Consider the following 20034-nt stretch of genomic DNA (forward strand, 5'->3'; position numbering starts at 1 on the left):
CAGAGCTTAAAAGTCATCATATGTCCGGCCATGGTTGTGCGATCCGCCCTTGACCCAGTTCACCGCTTTCCAAGTCGAACGGTGATTCCCATATTTTTTGTTCTCGTCAAGCTTTTCTAGCAAAAAAGCCTCAGAAAACCCGGAAAAATCCTTATCCACAGGCCCGGAACCGCTCAAGCGATTGCCAAGCATAAATAGGATGTCACCACGAGAAGACAAGAGCAGCGGACATTCTTCTTGAACGGCAAAGTTGCCGCCAAGAACCGTTTGCCCGCCGCTAGTTGTTTGATCCGGGTCGAAAGCTTAGTGAGACTGCCCATCCCAGGGTTGGATCTCTAGACTTGCAAGATCGACGGCGGGAATGCAGCGGACGTTGATGCACGCCATCTCGGCGCCATCCGGCATTTTGGCTTCGGCGAAAGGAGCAATGCCGCATGTGTCGCAGAAGCGATGCTGAATGGTGCGCGTATTGAACGTATAGGTCGACAGGTTCTCACGCGGCGTTTTCAGCGTGAACTTGTCGCGCGCAACGAAGGCGAGCAGTCCTCCGCGCCGCCGGCAAAGTGAACAATTGCAATCAAGGGCGGAGGTGAACTCCCCGTCCACTTCAAACGCGATTTTGCCGCAATGGCAGCTTCCCTCGTAAATCATAAGTCCCCCTCAGTTCCAATCCATAACCACCTTGCCGGAATTGCCGGAGCGCATCGCCTCGAACCCCTCACGGAAGTCATCGATGCCGATCCGGTGCGTAATGACGGGCGACAAATCCAGCCCGCCCTGCACGAAGGCTATCATCTTGTACCAGGTCTCGAACATCTCGCGACCATAGATGCCCTTCAGATTGAGCATCTTGAAGATGACTTTGTTCCAGTCGATCTCGAAGCCGGCGGGTGCGATGCCGAGGATGGCGATCTTGCCACCATTGTTCATCTTGTCGATCATGTCGCGGAACGCCGGTGCGGCGCCGGACATTTCCAGCCCGACGTCGAAGCCCTCGGTCATGCCGATCAACTTCATCACATCGGCAAGGTTCGGCGTCGAGGCGTCGACGACATAGTCGATGCCAAGCTTGCGGGCGAGCTCGAGCCGGTGCGGGTTGATATCGGTGATGACGACCTTGCGCGCCCCCGATCGCTTGGCGACCAGCGCCCCCATGATGCCGATCGGGCCAGCGCCGGTGACAAGCACGTCCTCGCCGACGAGATCGAAGGACAGCGCCGTGTGCACCGCGTTGCCGAATGGATCGAAGATCGCGGCTATCTCGTCTGGAATATCATCCGGGATTGGCACCACGTTCGCCTCGGGAATGCAGACGAACTCGCCGAAGGAACCGGGGCGGTTGACGCCGACGCCCAGCGTATTGCGGCAGAGATGGCCTCTGCCTGCGCGGCAGTTGCGGCACTTGCCGCAGACGATATGTCCCTCGCCGGAGACCCGCTCGCCGACATGGTATTTCGTTACCGCCGAGCCGATCTGTGCGATCTCGCCGCAGAATTCGTGGCCAACCACCATCGGTACCGGAATGGTCTTCTGCGCCCACTGGTCCCAGTTCCAGATATGCACATCGGTGCCGCAGATCGCGGATTTTTTCACCTTGATCAGCACATCGTTCGGCCCGACCTCGGGAACGGGAACATGCTCCATCCAAAGCCCGACCTCCGGCTTCGCCTTGACCAGTGCCTTCATCATGTTCGACATGATCTTACTCTCCCAAACCCTTTAGATGACACCGAGTTCGCGGCCAGCTTGCGCGAAGGCTGCGATCGTCCGCTCGACGTCCGCACGCGAATGCGCGGCCGACATCTGCGTGCGGATGCGTGCCTGCCCTTTCGGCACAACCGGGAAAGAGAAGCCGATCACGTAGACGCCCTTTTGCAACATCAGCGCCGCCATGTCCTGCGCCAGCTTGGCATCGCCGAGCATGACCGGAATAATCGGATGCCCCTCGCCGGCAAGCGTGAAGCCAAGCTTCGTCATCTCGGAGCGAAACAGCATCGCATTTTCCGCCAGCCGCTCGCGCAGCGCGGCACCATTCTCGATGAGATCGAATACCTTGAGGGATGCAGCGGCAATGACTGGCGCCAGCGTGTTCGAAAACAGATAGGGACGCGACCGCTGGCGGAGCCACTCGACCGTTTCCGCCTTGGCCGCGGTATAGCCGCCGGAAGCACCGCCGAGTGCCTTGCCGAGCGTGCCGGTGATGATGTCGACCCGGCCTTCGACCCCGCAATGCTCGGCTGACCCACGCCCATGCTTGCCGACGAAGCCGACGGCGTGGCTGTCATCGACCATGACCATCGCACCATACTCCTCGGCCAGATCACAGACGCCCTGCAGATTGGCGATGATGCCGTCCATCGAGAAGACACCATCGGTGGCGATCAGCTTGAAGCGACTGCCTTGCGCCTTCTTCAGTTCCTCCTCCAGCGCTGACATGTCGTTGTTGGCATAGCGGAAGCGCTTAGCCTTCGAGAGGCGCACGCCGTCGATAATCGAGGCATGGTTCAACGCGTCCGAGATGATCGCGTCCTCCTCGCCGAGCAGGGTCTCGAAGAGGCCGCCATTGGCATCGAAACAGGAGGAATAGAGGATCGTGTCTTCCATGCCGAGGAAGGAGGAAATGCGCGCCTCGAGCTGCTTGTGCTCCTCCTGCGTGCCGCAGATGAAGCGCACTGAGGCCATGCCATAGCCATAGCGGTCGAGCGCCTTCTTCCCCGCCTCGGCAAGCTCTTCGTTGTCGGCGAGCCCGAGGTAGTTGTTGGCGCAGAAATTCAGAACCCGCTCGCCCGAAGCAACGGCGATCTCGCCCGCCTGCTTCGACGTGATGACACGCTCGGACTTGTAAAGCCCGGCGTCTTTCAGTGCAGCAAGTTCGGTACGGAGGTGGGAGAGAAATTGCGAGGTCATTGAGTGCCCTTCTTGTGATGTTTCCCAATGCCCTGCACTAGCACATAGCCAGGCGCCTGTCTTGCCGTCGTCACCCCCGTGCGGGCGATCAACAAAAACATCAGCCGGTCCATCTCTTCTGCCCATTCGGGACGCGCGCAACGGCTCGTCGCTCGTCCGCCACGCCTCGAGGTGGCGGAGCGAAACGCCGGCCGCGATCGGCGTGTTCAGCGTCGTCCCCAGCATGCGATCCTATTTGGCGACACCCTTGGCGAACCATCCGTGGTGCGCTGCCCTGGCGCGAACAGCCGTCAAGCGGCAAGATCCGGCGCCCCTCGCCATCCACCGCCCAAGCGGGATTGCCCGGCGCCATAGACATCGGATGCTCGATCAAAAAGACGACATCGGCGCCCGGCACAAGCCCATTGTGGATCGTGGCAGACAGGCGGATAACATCCTCGATATCGTGAAATGCCAAAGAGCTATTGCCAGATCGAACGAAGCCGGCGGCAATTGCGGCCTCTCCAGATTCGCGATCCGGTAGCTGACCGAATGATTGACGGGGTCGCGCCGCGCCCGGTCGATCATTTCGCCCCGAGATATCGAAGCCGAGGACGCGTTTTGGACCCTGCCCGGCGGCACAAAGGGCAAACCAGCAGAGCCGCAACCGAGATCGACGATCCGCTTGCCGCGCAGATCCGCCAGCACTGCCTGGATCGGATCCCATTCGGGCGCACCGTCGGGGCCGTGCAGAGATCGCGAAAGCCGGCTGGCCTGTCCAACCAGCACGCGATAAAGGCCGCGCACCAGCGGTGACCCACAGCCCTTCCGACGTCCATCGGGAGACGCGGTGGGTCCGCCGCCGAGCAACCTGGATGAGTATACGCGGGGGATCACCGTAGGTCGCATCGCTATGATAGGCGTTCGCAGAAGGTTCGTTTCGAATGTACGATATCGTACGAGCGTTCGCGTCGTTGCTATCCTTCCTGCTCACTCGTCGCTGCCTAGTCGTGGCTGAGGATCACGTCCAGAAACGCATCGCCGTAGCGTTCGAGCTTAGACTGGCCGACGCCTGAGATGGCGAGCATCTCCTTGTGCTTCCGCGGCCGCTCGGTCGCGAAAGCGATGAGCGTCGTATCGGGAAAGACGACGTACGGCGGCACGCCGAGCGAGCGTGCAATCGCCGTCCGCTGCGTGCGCAAAGCGTCGAACAGGACACCGTCGCCACCAGACAGAACGGAGCGCCGCTCGACCTGCGCGGCTCGTTTGGAGCGACGTTCGGCAGCCGGACGATCCTTGCGGAAAAAGACCGGTCGTTCGCGCTTGAAAACGGCGCGGGCCTCCGGCTCCAGCTTCAGGGCGCCAAACGCCTCGTGATCGACGCGCACCAGTCCCATCGCAAGCAGTTGCCGAAATACCGATTGCCACGTGCGGGCCGGCAGATCGTTTCCGGCCCCGAAGACCGGCATCGTGGTGTGGCCGAAGCGTTCCGTCTTCTCGTTGACATGACCGAGCAGCACGTCGACCACATGTCCGGTACCGAACCGCTCGCCCGTCCGGTAGATCGCCGCAAGCGCCTTGATCGCCGCCTCCGTCCCGTCCCAGGTTTCGACCGGCTTCAAACAGCTATCGCAGCCGCCGCAATTGCCCGCATGGGCCTCGCCAAAATGCGCAAGGATCGCCTGGCGGCGGCACGAAGCAGTCTCGCAGATCGCCAAGAGTGCATTGAGCTTGGAGCGCTCGACACGCTTGATCTCGTCGGCGGCGGCTCCCTCGTCGATCATCCGTCGGCGCTGGATGACGTCGGCCATGCCGTAGGCCATCCACGCTTCCGAAGGCAGGCCATCGCGCCCGGCGCGGCCGGTTTCCTGATAATAGGCCTCGACCGAACCCGGCAGATCGAGATGGGCCACATAACGCACGTTCGGCTTGTCGATCCCCATGCCAAAAGCAACGGTGGCGACAAGGCACAGGTCTTCCTCTTTCAGAAAGGCATCCTGGTTGGCATCACGAAGCGCCCTGTCCATGCCGGCGTGATAGGGGAGCGCACGGGTACCCTGTCCCTTCAGCCACTCGGCCGTATCCTCGACCTTGGCGCGCGACAGGCAGTAGACGATACCGCTGTTGCCTTTGTGTCCGGAGAGAAAGCGCAGCAGCTGCTGGCGCGGCTGGTCGCGCTCGACGATTTCGTAAGAGATGTTCGGTCGGTCGAAACTGGTGGTGAATACCTTCGCATTGCTCAGGCCAAGCCGTTGCGCGATGTCGTCGCGTGTATGCGGATCAGCGGTCGCCGTCAGCGCGATGCGCGGCACGCCGGGATAGTGTTCCGCAAGCCTGCCGAGTTCGCGATATTCCGGCCGGAAATCATGTCCCCATTGGGACACACAATGCGCCTCGTCTATGGCAAAGAGCGCGATCTTCGAATTGCCGATGGTGTCACGGAAGCCATCCATGAGAATGCGTTCCGGCGTTACATAGAGAAGGTCGAGCTTGCCCGCCGATAGCGCCCGTCGAACGTCCATGAACGCCTCTCGCGACAGGGAAGAGTTCAGCGCCGCCGCACTGATACCGAGCTGCTTCATCGCCTCCACCTGATCGCGCATCAGCGCAATCAACGGCGAAACGACAATGCCGACGCCCTCGCGGCAGAGCGCTGGAATCTGGAAGCACAGCGACTTTCCGGCCCCCGTCGGAAAAAGAACGACGGCATCGCCGCCGGAGACGACATGCTCGACCACCTGCTGTTGCTTGCCGCGGAAGGCGCGATAGCCGTAGACACGGTTGAGAATGCCGAGAGGCGAACGCTCGGCACCGAACAAGGCATCGCCAGCGGAAAATTGCCGATCTGCCGGGTCCATCAATGGCTCGCCGCTCCCTTGACGCGGCCGGAGAGCACACCGAAACCATCGATGATCGCTTCCTGGTTCTCGAGGCGAAGCCCCTCGAAATGGACCTCCTGCAGCGCGCGCATCAGCTGGTCGATCACCTCGCCGTTGCCGGCCTCGGTCGCCTCGGCGATCTCGCGTTCGAGCTCGATCTTTTGGAAACGCAATGCTTTGGCGCGTTTGTGGAAAGCGAGCGCCTGCCGGTAGCCCTCGCGCGCATCCTCCATCGCTGCCTCGGCCGTGGCGATCCACAGGCGGGCATTGCGGATCTGCTGCTCGAGCCCCTGCAACAGCGGGCCGAAGCCCTGCTCTTCCATGCGCTCCAGCAGATACTCGCGCGTCAGATGCGGCCCGGCGACGGCAGCCGCTGCCCCGAGCATGACGGACCAGAGCCGCTGAAGCTCGCGGTTGTCGTAATCGATCGAGGCGATCTCGTCATATTCGTCCTGCATCAAGGCTGGATGATTGATGACCGTCAGGGCCAGCACGCTCTCTCGCAAAGCAGGTGTTTCCTGATGGCCGCGAACCAGACCGGAGCGGGCCAGCCGATCGGAAATGCCGCCGCCGGACAGGCGCGGGCCGCGCGGCCCCTCGTTGCCGCGGCCGCGACCTTGGCCAGCGCCGCGATCAAAGCTTCGCCGTTCGCCGCCGCGGCTCTGGAATTGCGGCTGGAAGAAGCCGTTCAGGCGGTCGCGCATGTCCTGCTGGTAGTGACGACGCACGTTTTCATCGGCGATGACCGCCACCAGCTGCTTTAACCGCGCTTCGAGCTCGGCCTTGGCTTCGGGCGTCTCGAACTGCCCCGTATTGATTTCACGGCTCCAGATCATCTCGGCCAGCGGCTTGGCCTTGCTCATCACCCTGTCGAAGGGCGCGCGGCCTTCGTTGCGGACCAAATCGTCCGGATCCTTGCCGTCGGGCAGCAGGGCAAAACGCACGGTGCGCCCCGGCTTGATATGCGGCAAAGCCAGATCGGCCGCGCGATTGGCGGCGCGAATACCGGCGCCATCGCCATCGAAGCAAAGCACCGGCTGCGGTGTCATCTTCCAGAGGAGTTCGAGTTGGCTCTCGGTCAATGCCGTGCCGAGCGGCGCCACGGCATTCTCGACGCCCGCCTGGTGCAGCCCGATCACATCCATATAGCCTTCGACGGCGATGATCGTGGCCTCGCTGTTGGCGCCCTGTGTCGCGCGCCGGGCGCGCGCGAAATTGTAGAGTACATTGCCCTTGTGGAAGAGCTCCGTCTCATTGGAATTGAGATACTTGGCTGGAGCGTCCGGCGACATCGCACGGCCACCGAACGCAATGACCTTCTCGCGCGACGACAGGATCGGAAACATGATGCGGTCGCGGAAACGATCGTAGGAGACCGGCACCTCGGGTCCGTGCACAACGAGCCCGCAGGCTTCGATCTGGTCCTTCGCAACCCCCTTGCCCGCCAGGAATTCCTTCAGTGCATTGCGACTGTCGGGCGCAAAGCCAAGCCGGAACGTCTCGATCGTGCGTCCCGTCAGCCCGCGATCGCGCAGATAAGCGCGCGCCCGCGCGCCGTTTGCCGTCTGCAGCTGATCCTGAAAGAACGTCGTCGCAAGCTCCATCACATCGAGAAGCGAGGTGCGCTCCTTCTCGCGCTTCTCGATGACCGGATCGGCAATCGGCATGGCGACGCCCGCCATGTCGGCGATCTGCTGCACGGCCTCCGGGAAGCTCAACCCCTCCAGATCGGTGAGGAATCGGAAGTGATCGCCGGTCACGCCGCAGCCGAAGCAGTGGTAGCGCCCCTTCCGGTCCTCGCAGTGGAAACTCGGCGACTTCTCGCCATGAAACGGGCAGCAGGCCCAATAGTCCGCGCGCGAGACATTGGTCTTGCGCTTGTCCCAGCTCACACGACGGCCAATCACGTCCGAAATCGGCACGCGATCGCGTATCTCGTCGAGAAAGGAATTGGAAAAGCGCATGTGAACCTCTTAACAGGGGTCCATATAAGCAGGTTCATCAGCACATGCCACGGCATTTGGCCAAAAGACGCGCTATTCACAGGACTGCCGCGCCTTCAGAACCATGATCGGACGAGCGTTCAAAAATGCGTTACCACGCCTGCGACAGGGGGTGCGACACTGAGGATCGCGGCCCCCGTTTTGCGTGTATGCAAGCCGGCGTCTTGAGCGCGCCAACTCTTGGCTTTCGTCAAAAATTGGTTGCAGAACAATAGCTTCCTATCTGCTCAGAACGACGAATTGCCACCGTAAAACCCCAGCCTTCAGCACCAAGGACACACATAAGGCAGTCTCCGTCGCCAATCATTATTTTTTTGTAATTTGAATCACTTGCCGCATCGCAATACCGTCATCTCAACAAAGCGATCCCCAAGCGAGGCACCATCCCTACCCCCGGCGCCGCCTCGCAAGGGTGTCTTTGCTAATATTCGCTGGCTTGGATCTCGGTCCTGCGTCGCCACCGGAAGCAAAGAGCAAGAAGGCAGGAGCACCCCCAGCTCCTGCCTTCTTTAATTTCACCCAGCGGTTTTATTTTGATATTTCCGCGTCCACTATTGGCGCCGGAAGGCATTGACAGGCACCATCCTATGCCTAATGAAAGCGACCTATCGGGATGGTCGCATGCCACATAAAGTTGAAAATTTTCTAGAAAGCGACGCCTTCTTCGTGGCCGTGTTGCATTGCGCTCGCGAAATGCTGTCGATCTATCGCGAGAGCCCGCGCATCGCATCGATCTTAGCCGCGCAACAGCGCTGGCTGATGGCCCATGCCGGCTTCGCCCTTCATTTCGGCTACCCCGGCGAACCGAAACTCGGCCTCTATTCGGGCCGTTTCATCGCCTTCGTCGTGGCCAACAAAATTGCTAGCCGCAATACCGCGGCGGCCTTTATCCAGGAAATGCGCGCCTACCGGTTCCTTCGTCCGGTCGAAAGTACAAGCGACAAGCGCACGCGCCTGTTGGAGCCGACCGAAACCGCCCACGAGCACTTTTTCAGGTGGCTCACCACTCATCTTCTCATTCTCGACAGTCTGGACGGCGCCAACCGGCTGGACCGGTTCAACGCCGATCCATCAGCCTTCTCCAAGCTGCAGCCGCTGATTTCCAAGGCGATCATCGATAGCGACGCCGTGCGCGACCCCGGCGCAACATACAATCTGTTCAACTGGGCCAATTCCGGCGGTCTCATCATGGACTACCTGATGAGCCGCATCGGCAACTTCGATCGCACCTCGGACCGGGCCTACATCGGGCCGCTGTCACTCAAGGAAATCCGTGACCAGTTCATGATCTCCAACACGCACCTCAAGCGCCTGCTGACGCAGGCGTCCGAAATGGGAAGTGTGGGCTGGACGCAGCCGCCCTACAAGGGCGATACCTGGCTCTCGCGCGGCTTTGTCATGGAGTACTGGGGCTATCAGGCAGCAAAGTTCGCGGTTGTCGATGCCGCCGCGGAGGCAGTGCTGGGGCCTGCCGCCAGAAAAGCGGCGAGCGCGCTGATCAGTTCAGCAGTTCCTTGACGGCGCCGGAGGCCTTGGAGAAGTCCATCTGGCCGGCATAGCGCTCCTTCAGGACAGCCATCACCTTGCCCATATCCTTCGGGCCGGCGGCACCGATCTGCGCGATGATCGCGGCGATGTTGCTGCGAACCTCTGCGTCGGAGAGCTGCTTCGGCAGGAAATCCTGGAGCACGACAATTTCGGCGCGTTCCTTGGCTGCCAATTCCGGACGTGCGTTCTCTTCGTAGATCTTCGCCGATTCGTCGCGCTGCTTCACCATCTTGGCGAGGATCTGCAGAATCTCGTCGTCGCTCGCCTCTTCCTTTCCGGCGCCGCGATTGGCGATATCCCGGTCCTTGACGGCGGCCTGAATCAGGCGAACGGTCGAAAGCCGTTCGGCATTCTTGGACTTCATGGCATCCTTGAGGGCGGCGGCGAGTTGATCGCGCAACATTATGGTCACTCCTGTTTGAATGCCGCTTCATAAACCACGCGAATGGTTGGGATCAAATAAATTGCGGAAAATGGCGGCAGAAAGCGCGAGAAAACCCGCAGAATGTGCGGTACAAAGATTGACCTCGCGCAATAGCGTGGCTATTTACCGCCACCTGCACCAAAATTCGTGATCAGGCCTGAGAGCGCGCGCCTTGCCGCGCGCATACGCTTGCGAACCAAATGGCCGGCCAACGTTGCCCAAGAACGTGTGGCTGCCGGAAACGGGATGAAGATGACCGCAACAGCACCCTGGACAACCGAAAAGCCGACCGCCCTGCTCGTTCTTTCAGACGGAACCGTCATTGAAGGCAAGGGCATCGGCGCGACCGGCAAGGTACAGGCCGAAGTGGTCTTCAACACAGCACTGACCGGCTATGAGGAGATCATGACCGATCCCTCCTATCTCGGCCAGATCGTCACCTTCACCTTCCCGCATATCGGCAATATCGGCACCAACGACGAAGACATTGAAGACCTGACGCCGGCAGCACGCCACGGCGCCGTGGGCGTCATCTTCAAGGCCGACATCACCGAACCGTCCAACTATCGCGCCGCCAAGCATCTCGATGCCTGGCTGAAGGCCCGCGGCATCATCGGCCTCTGCGGCGTCGACACCCGCGCCCTGACGGCCTGGATCCGCGAGAACGGCTCGCCCAACGCCGTCATCGCCCACGACCAAAACGGTGTCTTCGACGTGGAGACGCTGAAGGCCGACGCCAAGGCCTGGAGCGGCCTCGAGGGCCTCGACCTCGCCAAGATCGCCTCCTCGGGCCAGTCCTCGCAGTGGGCGCAGACTCCGTGGATCTGGAACCAGGGCTATGGCGAACTCGCCCCCGAAAATGCCAAGTACCACGTCGTCTGCCTCGACTACGGCGTCAAGCGCAACATCCTGCGCCTGTTTGCCGGCCTCGACTGCAAGGTCACGGTGATGCCGGCAACGAGCAGCGCCGAGGACGTGCTGGCCATGCAGCCGGACGGCATCTTCCTTTCGAACGGCCCGGGTGATCCGGCAGCAACCGGCGAGTATGCCGTTCCCGTCATCCAGAAGCTGATCAAGACCGACATCCCGGTCTTCGGCATCTGCCTTGGCCACCAGATGCTGGGCCTGGCGCTCGGTGCCAAGACCGAGAAGATGCACCAGGGGCATCACGGTGCCAACCATCCGGTGAAGGACCACACGACAGGCAAGGTCGAGATCGTCTCGATGAACCACGGCTTCGCGGTCGACACGAAGTCTTTGCCCGATGGCATTGAGGAGACTCACGTTTCGCTCTTCGACGGCACCAACTGCGGCCTGCGCGTCGCCGGCAAGCCGATCTTCTCCGTCCAGCACCATCCGGAAGCCTCCCCAGGCCCACAGGACAGCCACTACCTCTTTCGCCGCTTCATCAATCTGGTGCGCCAGAAGAAGGGCGAGGAAGCCCTCGCCGAGGGCTGAGACGCTATTTGCTCACGCGATTCGAAAGCCCGCTTCCGAGCCCAGCCACTGACTTACCAGCCACTTACTTAAAGGTGGAATCTGAAGCCTTTGCTTGATCAATACCCCCTAAAACGCCGGTTTCCGGGGGTATTTCTGATGTCGGCGTTTTTTCGGAAACCCCAAAACGGCTTTGACTGCCTCTCCGCGACAATGGATGAACGTCAACGTTTGCCGGAACCTCATTGCCCCGAACTCCGGCGGCGCGGCAGATCCAGATCTGGGCCTTGGGAGACCTGGGCGGCGCGGCGGCAAGAGCGGGAACGGTTTCGGTCCAGATTCGGACATCGATGCGCGTAAGGTCATGGACCAGAGGTTGCGCCACCGTCATACGTCTCCGATTTGTCTTCTTCCTCATGCTCGTCTGTGGGGAGCATCTCGACTGGAGCATGCATCCATTTGTCGTGTATCTCTGATTGCCGCGATCTCGACAGTGCCATCTCGTGAGCGGTTCGCGAGCACAAGGGGAGGCATACTGACCTTCCGAGTTTCCAGGATTTCCCTTTCGGTCACTTGCGGAAACGATGAAAGACGTGTGGTGGGGAGCGACATGCAGCTCCCGCGGGATTATCAATGCGACACCGCAACGATATTCGTTTGAATGGCGTCGGGACTACTGATTTACTGAGCTTCGGTCAGGGAGGCAGCCATGAGATGCGTGGTTCTGGCAGTTGCGTGCTTGCTCCCGACGGTATCTCTTGCCGCCGGGCCCGTGAAGGTCGATGCGAAAGATTACAGCTGTGCTCAGCTCGCGCAGATGATCCGCCAATCCAAGAAGGTCTATGTACGCCTCGGCTTCGGGGGCCGCAATTTTGCCTATCCGCCGGCCCGATGCGGGCCTGGGGATAAGCTGAGCACTGCCAGTTTGCGTGATGGCACCGGCAGGCAGTGTCTCCTGGACTACGCCTGCGTGAATGATCCGATGTCGATGTACAATTACTAATTTATCGGCGGCAAACTGGCTTGGGGGGTGAGAGGAAGCGCGCGCTCGCCCCGAGCCCAGCGACCGCCCATTCGCTCACTTGAAAGCCGGCTCTCGAGCGGTTTTTTATTTCCGGCCTGTTGACCTCAACTTAAGTTGAGGAATTACACCCGCCTTTGTGACATTGAAGCAAAGGAGATGAGGATGAACGGAGCGTTTTACCGGATCGACAAGTTTGCTGTTCCGGCCGCCGCGCGCGAGGAGTTCCTGATGAACGTGCTGAAGACGCACGCGGTCTTGCAGGCGCAAGAAGGCTTCATCAGCCATCAGGTGCTGGAACAGGTTTCAGGATCCGGCGAATTCAACTTCGTGACGATCGCCCAATGGGAAAGTGCGGAGGTGATCGACCGGGTCAAGGCCGTCGTACAGGCCGCCCATCGTGCCCGAAACTTCGATCCGCAAGCACTGTTCGAACGGCTCGGCATTCGCGCCGACCTTGCCAATTACAAACCGATCGCGGCTTGATCTGAATTGGCCGGCTAGACGCCGGCCATGTCCTTCTCGCGGCGGACAAGCAGGTAGAAGCGTCCGCAGAGCAGCACGGCTGCCGCCGCCAGTCCGACCAGGAAGCCGTACCAGATGCCGATGCCGCCGAAGCCAAGCGGGAACGCAAAGGCCCAGGCAAGAAAGAAGCCGATCGGCCAATAGGCAATCAGCGCCATGATCATCGGCACGCGCGCATCCTTCAGGCCGCGCAGCAGCCCGTTGGCGATTACCTGCAGGCCATCGACCAGCTGGAAGAGCCCTGCCACAACGATCAGCGGCCCGGCATAGGCAAGCACCTGTGGCGCCTCTGGCAGGGTGGTATCGAGGAACCAGCTTCCCAGGAACTCGGGAACGACCGCAAACAAGATGCCCCCGGCACCCGCGATCAGGCAGGCGATGACGACGACTGCGATCGAGGCTCGAACGACGGCGGTGTAGTCACCTTGCCCGTGCGCCACGCCAACCCGAACGGTCGCCGCCTGCGACAAGCCGAGCGGGATCATGAAGGCGATCGAAGCCCATTGCAGCGCAATACCATGAGCGGCGAGCTCGATTGTCCCAATATGCCCCATCAGCAGTGACGCCACGGTAAAGAGGCTGACTTCAGCCAAGATCGTGATGCTGATCGGCAGACCAAGGCGCACGACCTCCCAAAACGCCTTCCAGTCGGGACGCCAGAACCGCACGAAAATCTCGTAGCGCCGCGTCTCCTCCCTGCTCTGCACATAGCCAACGATAAACAGGAAGCCGGCAGCCTGCACGACGACCGAAACGATCGCAGCTCCCTCCAGCCCCATTGCCGGAAAACCGAAATGCCCGAGCACCAGCGCATAGGCGAAGAAGGCATTGAGTACCAGCATCGCGATCGTCACGTTGAGAACGACCGCCGCTCTGCCGATCGCACTGACGAGTGCGCGCATGACGTTGTAGAGCAGGCCGGGGAGCACGCCGAACTGACCGATCAGGATGTAGCCATGCGCCAGTGCCGCCACTTCGGGCTTCTGCCCGGCGGCCAGCAGGATCCGCTCGGAGTTGAAGAACGCCGGCAGCATGATCACCCAATAGGCCAGCACGACCCAAAGACCCATGCGCAGTGATCGGCGCACGCTGACGACGTCACCCCTGCCGTATGCCTGCGCAACCATCGGGATGACCGCGATCGCAAAACCCGAGCCGAAGACGAGAATGGTGAACAGGAACTGCGCCGAAAGCACCATGGCGGCCAGATTTTCGGCGCCGAGGCGGCCGACGATCATCACGTCGGTCGTATTGATGCCGAGCTGGGCCAACTGCGCGCCGATAAGCGGGATTCCGAGCGCCAGCGTGGCGCGAACATGCGCAGCCCAACGGTTATCGGTTTTCGGCGCAAGCTTGCGCGCGTCGATCGGCGTGTCCATGACACTGTTCCTGTGATTGAATCGCTGACGGCCGCAAGTTGCGGCGAAACATCAAGACGGCTTAGATCAAAGCCCGGCAAAGGACCACTCAAAACTATGCAAATGATGAAAAATTCATCATCGTATCACGAAATCTGATGGCTCACTCCGCCGGCTGCTCGACGATGTCTGCGGCCTTAACGGTGCGCACCTTTGTCAAAAAAACCATGGCGGCGATCAGGATGATGATGGCCGACAGCAGATACGGCGCTCCGGCGAAGCGCACCGGCGCCTCGGGCTTCGTGAAGTAGCCGAACAGCTGCGTAAAGATCAGCGGCCCGATGATCGTGGTGATGCTGCTGAGGCTTGTGAGCGCCCCCTGCAGCTCGCCTTGGGCCGACGGCGGCACTTTGCCGGCTGCTATGCTTCGCAGCGGTGGATCGGCGACATTCTCCATCACCGTCAGCACGATCACCGTGTAGACCATCCAGCCCTCCCAGGCGAAGGCATAGCCCGTCAGTCCGACGACGGAAAAAGACAGGCCAAGGACGGCAGTCTTCCACTCGCCAAGCACCGGCACGATTTTCGGCAAGATGACACCCATGACGAAGGCTGCTCCGATGCCATAGATGCCGAGCGACAGGCCGATTTGCCCCTCGCTCCAGCCATAGCGGTAGGTCGACACGAAGGACCAGACCGCCGGATAGACGGCATGCGCCAGCCAGAAGCAGAACATGACCGCACAGATCGGCCCGATACCGGGATAGGTGCGCATCTGCTTCAGGGCGCCAAGCGGATTGGCTCGCTTCCATTCAAACGTCCGACGATGCCTTGCCTCCAACGTCTCGGGAAGCATGAAGTAGGCGGCAACGAAATTCACGAACGAAAGAGCCGCAGCCCCGAGAAACGGCACCCGGGGGCCGAACTCGCCGAGGAAGCCGCCGATGACAGGACCGATCGTGAAACCGACACCGAACGCAATGCCGATCAAGCCGAAGTTCTTGGCGCGATTCTCATCAGTACTGATATCGGCGATGTAGGCCGAGCAGGTCGCAAAGCTGCCGCCGCTCAAGCCAGCAAGCGCACGACCGATGAAGAGCATCCAGAAGCTCGTCGCCACCGCGCAGATGAAGTTGTCGATCGCAAAGGTCAGCACCGACAGAAGCAGGATGGGTCGCCGCCCGAAGCGGTCGCTGAGATTGCCGAGGAACGGCGCAAACAGGAACTGCATGACCGCATAGACGACGAGCAGCCAGCCGCCGTCGAGCGCAGCGTCGCTCACCGATCCCCCGGTCAATTGCTCGAGATAGGCGGGAAGTACCGGCATAATGATCGCAATCCCGATCACGTCGAGAAACAGGATCATGAAGACGAGGAAGAGGCCGCGACGAACGAATTTCGGATCGAGCATCAGACATCTCTACAGCAGGTTGTTTTTTGAAAAGACGATCTCGTCCCCGGTCTTGTTACATAGCTCACGTACATTAGCGAAACAATCCGTGAACATTTCAAATCTTTTGATAGGCGCACGACTTATGTTGATTAGGAACCGGAACAAACGCAGATTCTAACCCGCTTTGCGCTGCTCAGCTTTGACGAAATCGACGAAAGCCCGAAGTGCAGGCGGCATATGCTTGCGGCTCGCGTAGTAGAGAAACGGGCCGGAGAACTCCGTGACCCATTCTTCGAGGATCGGCACCAGTGCCCCCATCTCCTTGGCTGGCAACAAGACCTCCTCGAAGGTCCGGATAATGCCAAGCCCGGCGACCGCAGCCGAAACCTCCATATCGATCGCGTTGGCGATGATCGGCCCCTTCGGCGTGATCACCAGCGTCTCCTCGCCCCGCTCGAATTCCCAAGGCAATGAAGCGCCACTCAGGAAGCGATGCCTGACGCAATCATGCGCGAGCAGATCACGCGGGTGACGTGGAACGCCACGCCGCTCCAGATAATCAGGTGCCGCCGCCGTGACATATCTTTGCCTGCGAGGCCCGATCGGCACCGCGATCATGTCGCGCTCCAACCGCTCGTCATAGCGGATGCCGGCGTCGTAGCCGGCAGCAAGCACGTCGACGAACGTGTCCTCGCCGACGATCTCGAGTGAGATCTGCGGATAGCGCTTCAAAAACCGGTTGGCGAGATCGGGCAGAAACAGCCGCGCGGCGATCGTCGGGACGTTGAGGCGAAGCGTCCCGCTTGGGCTATTGCGGAAGGTATCGAGTTGCTGAAGCGCCAGGGAGACCTCTCCCAGAGCAGGCGTAAGACGTTCCAACAGCCGCTCCCCCGCCTCCGTCGGCGTGACGCTACGGGTCGTCCGGTTGAACAGGCGAACGCCGACGCGCTCCTCCAGGCGCCGCAGCGAGTCGCTGAGCGAAGACGCAGAGACACCGCGTTTGCGGGCCGCCGCGCGAAAACTGCGCTCCCTTGCAATGGCGGCGAAGGCATCCAGATCATTGAGGGGAAGGTCTTCCATTGTGCATTTTCCCGTACAGCCCGTTCGCATTCACATGGATTATCGCACGAAGCCAGGCGCGATAGAACCGCTCCGAAATATCAACACAGGCATGACGAAGGAGAACGACATGGAGACGCATCGCTTGGGAAAAACCGGACCCACGGTATCGGCCATCGGCCTCGGCTGCATGGGCATGTCCGGCATGTATGGGCCATCCGACCGCGGCGAAAGCATTGCGACGATCCATGCCGCACTCGACGTCGGCATCAATCTGCTCGATACCGGCGACTTCTATGGCATGGGCCATAATGAAATGCTGATCGGCGAGGCGCTGAAGGGTCGAAAGCGGGACGATGTTGTGATCAGCGTCAAATTCGGCGCGCTGCGCGATCCAGCCGGCAACTGGAGCGGCTACGATTCCCGTCCGGCGGCAATCAAGAACTTCCTCGCCTATACGCTGAAGCGTCTCGACGTCGACTACATCGATATCTACCGCCCTGCCCGCCTGGATCCCAACGTTCCGATTGAAGAAACGGTGGGCGCGATCGGCGACATGATCAAGGCCGGATACATCCGCCATGTCGGGCTGTCGGAAGTCGGCGCCGACACCATTCGTCGGGCGGCAAGCACCCATCCGATCTGCGACCTGCAGATCGAATATTCGCTGATATCGCGCGGCATTGAGGACCAGATCCTGCCGACCTGCCGCGAGCTCGGAATTTCCATCACCGCTTACGGCGTTCTCTCTCGCGGTCTGATCAGCGGACATTGGCAAAAAGGGCAAGGAAGCGGCGCCGGCGATTTCCGCGGCATGAGCCCGCGCTTTCAGGACGGCAATGTCGATCAGAACCTCGCGCTCGTCGAGGAATTGCGCAAGATCGCGGACGCAAAGCGGGTATCGGTCGCTCAGATCGCCATCGCCTGGGTGGCAGCCCAGGGCCACGACATCGTGCCTCTTGTCGGAGCGCGCCGGCGCGACCGCCTGACCGAAGCGCTCGGCTCGCGCGCCGTGCAATTGTCGGCCGAGGATATGGCGGCGATCGCGCGGGCCGTACCGAGGGACGCTGCGGCGGGGCCGCGTTATCCCGACGCCCAGCTCAAACATATGGACAGTGAAAGATGATGATGATCAGCCTCTCCTCTGGAAGGCTGTGTTTCAGATCGGCCCTGAGAACGTATCGCAGGCGGACAACTGCCCGCTGTCGAAGCCGCGCTTGAACCATCGCGCCCGCTGCTCCGAGGTGCCGTGGTTGAAGCTTTCCGGCACCACATAGCCCTGGCTGCGCTTCTGCAGCGTGTCATCGCCGATCTGCTGGGCTGCGTTCAACGCCTCCTCCAGATCGCCGGCTTCGAGAATGCCCTTCTGCTCGGTGAACTTGCCCCAGATACCGGCAAAGCAATCGGCCTGCAGTTCGACGCGAACCGACATCTTGTTGGCGTCCGCCTCGCTCATCCGCTGACGCGCCTGATTGAACTTCGGCAGGATGCCGAGCAGGTTCTGAACGTGATGGCCGACCTCATGTGCAACCACATAGGCTTCGGCAAAATCGCCGGAGGCGCCGAATTGGCGGCTGAGCTGGTTGAAGAAGGCCGTGTCGAGATAGACCTTGTGGTCGCTCGGGCAGTAGAACGGCCCGGTCGCCGCGGAGGCAAAGCCGCAGGCAGATTGCGTCTGTGCGGAGAAGAGAACGAGGCGAGGCTCCTCGTACTGGCGGCCCTGGGACTGGAAGATCCCGTTCCAGGTGTCCTCCGTCTCGGCAAGGACGGTTCGCACGAATGCGGTCATTTCGTCATTGGCGGGCGTCTGGCCTCCCGATTCGCTCTGCTCGTAGCCCGGTCCGCCTGTTGTCATGCCGCCATCCATGATCTGCAGCAGGTCGATGCCCATGGCCTTTAAGACAAGGTAGATGACGACGAGGAAGATGATGGTGCCGATGCTCAAGCCACCGCCGCGCCGGCCCATGCCGCCGCCTGACGGAAAGCTGAAGCCTCCTCCTCTGCCCAATCCGCCCATGGAAGGGTCGCTACGGCGATCCTCGATGTTGTCGGACTGACGCCGGCCTTTCCATTCCATGACGGTTCCCCCAGGGCTAAACCTTCGGTCGCTACAGGCTCATATATATCTCGCTGATCGGGAAATTCCAGCTACCCGAGAAGGCGTGTTTTAGCGGAGGCTAACAGCGCAAGCAGCCTTCGGGATTTGCGTCCGGCCAAGCAATCAGGCGGTTGCGACGGCATCCTTCGCAGCGTCCGTGGCCGATCCTGATTGGCGATCAAACAGCGTCTTCAGAGTAAAATGGCCGAACCCGACGACAAGCACCGACGCGTAGCCGTCAATGGCGTAGTGCCAGCCGAGATAGACGGAGCTCGCTATCACGAACGCCGTGTAGCAAAAGGCGATGATACCCAGCCTGCGTGAGACCTCGGCCGCGAAGAATGCATTCAAGGCGATCAGGCCCACATGGACGCTGGGAAACGCCGAGATGCCCGAGCCGAGCCCGGATGTCCCGTGCTCGTGAAGCGACCATAGGTAACGCTGAAACATGCCCGCGGTCGTCGGAGTATCAGGCGAGTTGAGAACGCTCAGCAGCGCCGCAAAGCGCTGCCCGTCGCCGGTCACGGCGCCATAAAAGACAGGCCCGGCCGATATGAAGATGCCGGCAAGAATATTTCCGCAGACCACCCAGACGAGCATGAACATGCTGATATAGCGGACGCGTATCGACGCCGCTCGCGGCGAGGTTGCGACGTAGAAGAGCGTTGCGAAGCAGACCAGGAACCACAATATGCTGTAGTTCCAATCGACGATCTTGACGATGGCGTCGTGGCCGGCGATCGAGAGCAGCCCCCTCCAGGGATCGGGCCCGAACGACAGCAGGGCATCGAGGTTTGCGAGCGGTTGATCGTAGATGAAGCCGCCGCGAATGATCGGCAGCAGATTCTTGATCGATGTGAACGTGCCCTGAAAAATCATCAGCGCCATCAGCAACGCCATGCCCGAGAAGAGATGGGCCAAACGCTGAGGCGAAAATGCTCTTCGCGCAGCCAGCGATCGTTTCTGATCAAAGCGAAGCAAAATCCATGCGCAGTCTAAAATGGCGGCCGTAAGTGGCATGAAAAACAGGAACAGGTAGGTCCATTGGCCGAAGTATAGGTCGAAAGACATCATCTCGGCGTGGCCATAGGCGATCAGCAACACGACGCCGATCACGACATAGAGTGCTACGGCGAGATAAAGCCAAACGTCCGCCTTCATCCGGACCTTGAGGTGCGACAGCAACTCCAAAGTCCACGCTCTGAGGCTCACAAGCCTTTTATCACGCTGAGATATTGTCAATTCAAGCGCGCCCCTGCAAGCAAACCACCCTCCTGGTTTGCCATGATAAATAGAAGCACCCTATTTGTTAATTTTCACGAACTGGCCCTGCTAAAAACTCGGCCTGACCATAGTTTCCAATTGCCAGGCAAAGAAGCACGTACCAAGCACAGCACGCGCCC

Annotated in this window: 16 protein-coding genes and 1 pseudogene; 5 read left to right on the forward strand and 12 right to left on the reverse strand. The window is 60.6% G+C overall.

What is annotated here, in order from left to right:
* Positions 1-303 precede the first annotated feature (303 nt).
* The 6 genes and pseudogenes from BSG20_RS07230 to dnaG all read right to left on the reverse strand — a co-directional run bounded on the left by BSG20_RS07230 (position 304) and on the right by dnaG (position 7729).
* Positions 304-651 (reverse strand): GFA family protein, encoded by a 348-nt coding sequence (locus BSG20_RS07230; RefSeq protein ID WP_072372849.1) that lies wholly within the window; start codon positions 649-651, stop codon positions 304-306.
* Between the two features lie 9 nt (positions 652-660).
* Positions 661-1698: an L-threonine 3-dehydrogenase gene (tdh, locus tag BSG20_RS07235; RefSeq protein ID WP_072372852.1), complete on the reverse strand. Its 1038-nt coding sequence runs from the start codon at positions 1696-1698 to the stop codon at positions 661-663.
* Positions 1699-1719: 21 nt separating this feature from the next.
* The gene (locus tag BSG20_RS07240; protein WP_072372854.1) at positions 1720-2907 is read right to left on the reverse strand and encodes a glycine C-acetyltransferase; all 1188 of its coding nucleotides are present in this window, start codon (positions 2905-2907) and stop codon (positions 1720-1722) included.
* Between the two features lie 83 nt (positions 2908-2990).
* Positions 2991-3696, reverse strand: a pseudogene (locus BSG20_RS37270) (class I SAM-dependent methyltransferase); the annotation flags it as partial.
* Positions 3697-3890: 194 nt separating this feature from the next.
* Positions 3891-5744: a DNA helicase RecQ gene (gene recQ, locus BSG20_RS07250; RefSeq protein WP_072372860.1), complete on the reverse strand. Its 1854-nt coding sequence runs from the start codon at positions 5742-5744 to the stop codon at positions 3891-3893.
* Complete coding sequence (gene dnaG, locus BSG20_RS07255) at positions 5744-7729, reverse strand: DNA primase (RefSeq protein ID WP_072372863.1); 1986 nt, start codon at positions 7727-7729, stop codon at positions 5744-5746. The genes recQ and dnaG overlap by 1 nt, the downstream gene beginning before the upstream one ends.
* A gap of 660 nt (positions 7730-8389) precedes the next feature.
* Between dnaG and BSG20_RS07265 the strand changes: the two genes are divergently transcribed.
* Complete coding sequence (locus tag BSG20_RS07265; protein WP_072373349.1) at positions 8390-9286, forward strand: hypothetical protein; 897 nt, start codon at positions 8390-8392, stop codon at positions 9284-9286.
* Here BSG20_RS07265 and BSG20_RS07270 read toward each other — a convergent pair.
* Complete coding sequence (locus BSG20_RS07270) at positions 9267-9719, reverse strand: GatB/YqeY domain-containing protein (protein WP_072372866.1); 453 nt, start codon at positions 9717-9719, stop codon at positions 9267-9269. The two genes, BSG20_RS07265 and BSG20_RS07270, sit on opposite strands and share 20 nt — an antisense overlap.
* Before the next feature lie 273 nt (positions 9720-9992).
* Between BSG20_RS07270 and carA the strand changes: the two genes are divergently transcribed.
* The 3 genes from carA to BSG20_RS07290 all read left to right on the forward strand — a co-directional run bounded on the left by carA (position 9993) and on the right by BSG20_RS07290 (position 12684).
* On the forward strand, positions 9993-11198 hold the full coding sequence (carA, locus tag BSG20_RS07275) for a glutamine-hydrolyzing carbamoyl-phosphate synthase small subunit (protein ID WP_072373352.1): 1206 nt from the start codon (positions 9993-9995) through the stop codon (positions 11196-11198).
* A 688-nt stretch (positions 11199-11886) separates the two neighbouring features.
* Positions 11887-12180, forward strand: a complete 294-nt coding sequence (locus tag BSG20_RS07285; protein WP_072372869.1) for a hypothetical protein — start codon at positions 11887-11889, stop codon at positions 12178-12180.
* A gap of 183 nt (positions 12181-12363) precedes the next feature.
* A complete protein-coding gene (locus BSG20_RS07290) occupies positions 12364-12684 on the forward strand; it encodes an antibiotic biosynthesis monooxygenase family protein (RefSeq protein ID WP_072372872.1) in 321 nt (106 codons plus the stop codon).
* Between the two features lie 14 nt (positions 12685-12698).
* Here the strand turns inward: BSG20_RS07290 and BSG20_RS07295 are convergent, their stop codons facing one another.
* The 3 genes from BSG20_RS07295 to BSG20_RS07305 all read right to left on the reverse strand — a co-directional run bounded on the left by BSG20_RS07295 (position 12699) and on the right by BSG20_RS07305 (position 16554).
* Positions 12699-14102, reverse strand: coding sequence for an MATE family efflux transporter (locus BSG20_RS07295; RefSeq protein WP_072372875.1), 1404 nt, complete (start codon positions 14100-14102; stop codon positions 12699-12701).
* A gap of 142 nt (positions 14103-14244) precedes the next feature.
* Entirely contained in the window at positions 14245-15492 is a 1248-nt protein-coding gene (locus BSG20_RS07300; protein WP_072372877.1) for a TCR/Tet family MFS transporter, read from the reverse strand.
* Positions 15493-15648: 156 nt separating this feature from the next.
* On the reverse strand, positions 15649-16554 hold the full coding sequence (locus BSG20_RS07305) for a LysR family transcriptional regulator (protein ID WP_072372880.1): 906 nt from the start codon (positions 16552-16554) through the stop codon (positions 15649-15651).
* A 109-nt stretch (positions 16555-16663) separates the two neighbouring features.
* On the opposite strand from BSG20_RS07305, the gene BSG20_RS07310 reads away from it, so the two are divergent.
* Positions 16664-17659, forward strand: a complete 996-nt coding sequence (locus BSG20_RS07310; protein ID WP_072373356.1) for an aldo/keto reductase — start codon at positions 16664-16666, stop codon at positions 17657-17659.
* Positions 17660-17692: 33 nt separating this feature from the next.
* Here BSG20_RS07310 and ypfJ read toward each other — a convergent pair whose 3' ends face one another.
* Together ypfJ and BSG20_RS07320 are read right to left on the reverse strand one after the other, a co-directional pair.
* On the reverse strand, positions 17693-18610 hold the full coding sequence (ypfJ, locus tag BSG20_RS07315; protein ID WP_072372883.1) for a KPN_02809 family neutral zinc metallopeptidase: 918 nt from the start codon (positions 18608-18610) through the stop codon (positions 17693-17695).
* Positions 18611-18754: 144 nt separating this feature from the next.
* Positions 18755-19792, reverse strand: a complete 1038-nt coding sequence (locus tag BSG20_RS07320; protein WP_244541277.1) for a phosphatase PAP2 family protein — start codon at positions 19790-19792, stop codon at positions 18755-18757.
* Positions 19793-20034 lie beyond the last annotated feature (242 nt).

Origin of the sequence: Rhizobium tibeticum, assembly GCF_900110205.1 — a bacterium.
Taxonomy (GTDB): domain Bacteria; phylum Pseudomonadota; class Alphaproteobacteria; order Rhizobiales; family Rhizobiaceae; genus Rhizobium; species Rhizobium tibeticum.

Excerpts from the sequence above, each read along its gene's own strand:
- BSG20_RS07230 (WP_072372849.1), bottom strand. The coding sequence starts at position 651 with ATGATTTACGAGGGAAGCTGCCATTGCGGCAAAATCGCGTTTGAAGTG.
- tdh (WP_072372852.1), bottom strand. The coding sequence starts at position 1,698 with ATGTCGAACATGATGAAGGCACTGGTCAAGGCGAAGCCGGAGGTCGGG.
- BSG20_RS07240 (WP_072372854.1), bottom strand. The coding sequence starts at position 2,907 with ATGACCTCGCAATTTCTCTCCCACCTCCGTACCGAACTTGCTGCACTG.
- recQ (WP_072372860.1), bottom strand. The coding sequence starts at position 5,744 with ATGGACCCGGCAGATCGGCAATTTTCCGCTGGCGATGCCTTGTTCGGT.
- dnaG (WP_072372863.1), bottom strand. The coding sequence starts at position 7,729 with ATGCGCTTTTCCAATTCCTTTCTCGACGAGATACGCGATCGCGTGCCG.
- BSG20_RS07265 (WP_072373349.1), top strand. The coding sequence starts at position 8,390 with ATGCCACATAAAGTTGAAAATTTTCTAGAAAGCGACGCCTTCTTCGTG.
- BSG20_RS07270 (WP_072372866.1), bottom strand. The coding sequence starts at position 9,719 with ATGTTGCGCGATCAACTCGCCGCCGCCCTCAAGGATGCCATGAAGTCC.
- carA (WP_072373352.1), top strand. The coding sequence starts at position 9,993 with ATGACCGCAACAGCACCCTGGACAACCGAAAAGCCGACCGCCCTGCTC.
- BSG20_RS07285 (WP_072372869.1), top strand. The coding sequence starts at position 11,887 with ATGAGATGCGTGGTTCTGGCAGTTGCGTGCTTGCTCCCGACGGTATCT.
- BSG20_RS07290 (WP_072372872.1), top strand. The coding sequence starts at position 12,364 with ATGAACGGAGCGTTTTACCGGATCGACAAGTTTGCTGTTCCGGCCGCC.
- BSG20_RS07295 (WP_072372875.1), bottom strand. The coding sequence starts at position 14,102 with ATGGACACGCCGATCGACGCGCGCAAGCTTGCGCCGAAAACCGATAAC.
- BSG20_RS07300 (WP_072372877.1), bottom strand. The coding sequence starts at position 15,492 with ATGCTCGATCCGAAATTCGTTCGTCGCGGCCTCTTCCTCGTCTTCATG.
- BSG20_RS07305 (WP_072372880.1), bottom strand. The coding sequence starts at position 16,554 with ATGGAAGACCTTCCCCTCAATGATCTGGATGCCTTCGCCGCCATTGCA.
- BSG20_RS07310 (WP_072373356.1), top strand. The coding sequence starts at position 16,664 with ATGGAGACGCATCGCTTGGGAAAAACCGGACCCACGGTATCGGCCATC.
- ypfJ (WP_072372883.1), bottom strand. The coding sequence starts at position 18,610 with ATGGAATGGAAAGGCCGGCGTCAGTCCGACAACATCGAGGATCGCCGT.
- BSG20_RS07320 (WP_244541277.1), bottom strand. The coding sequence starts at position 19,792 with ATGAAGGCGGACGTTTGGCTTTATCTCGCCGTAGCACTCTATGTCGTG.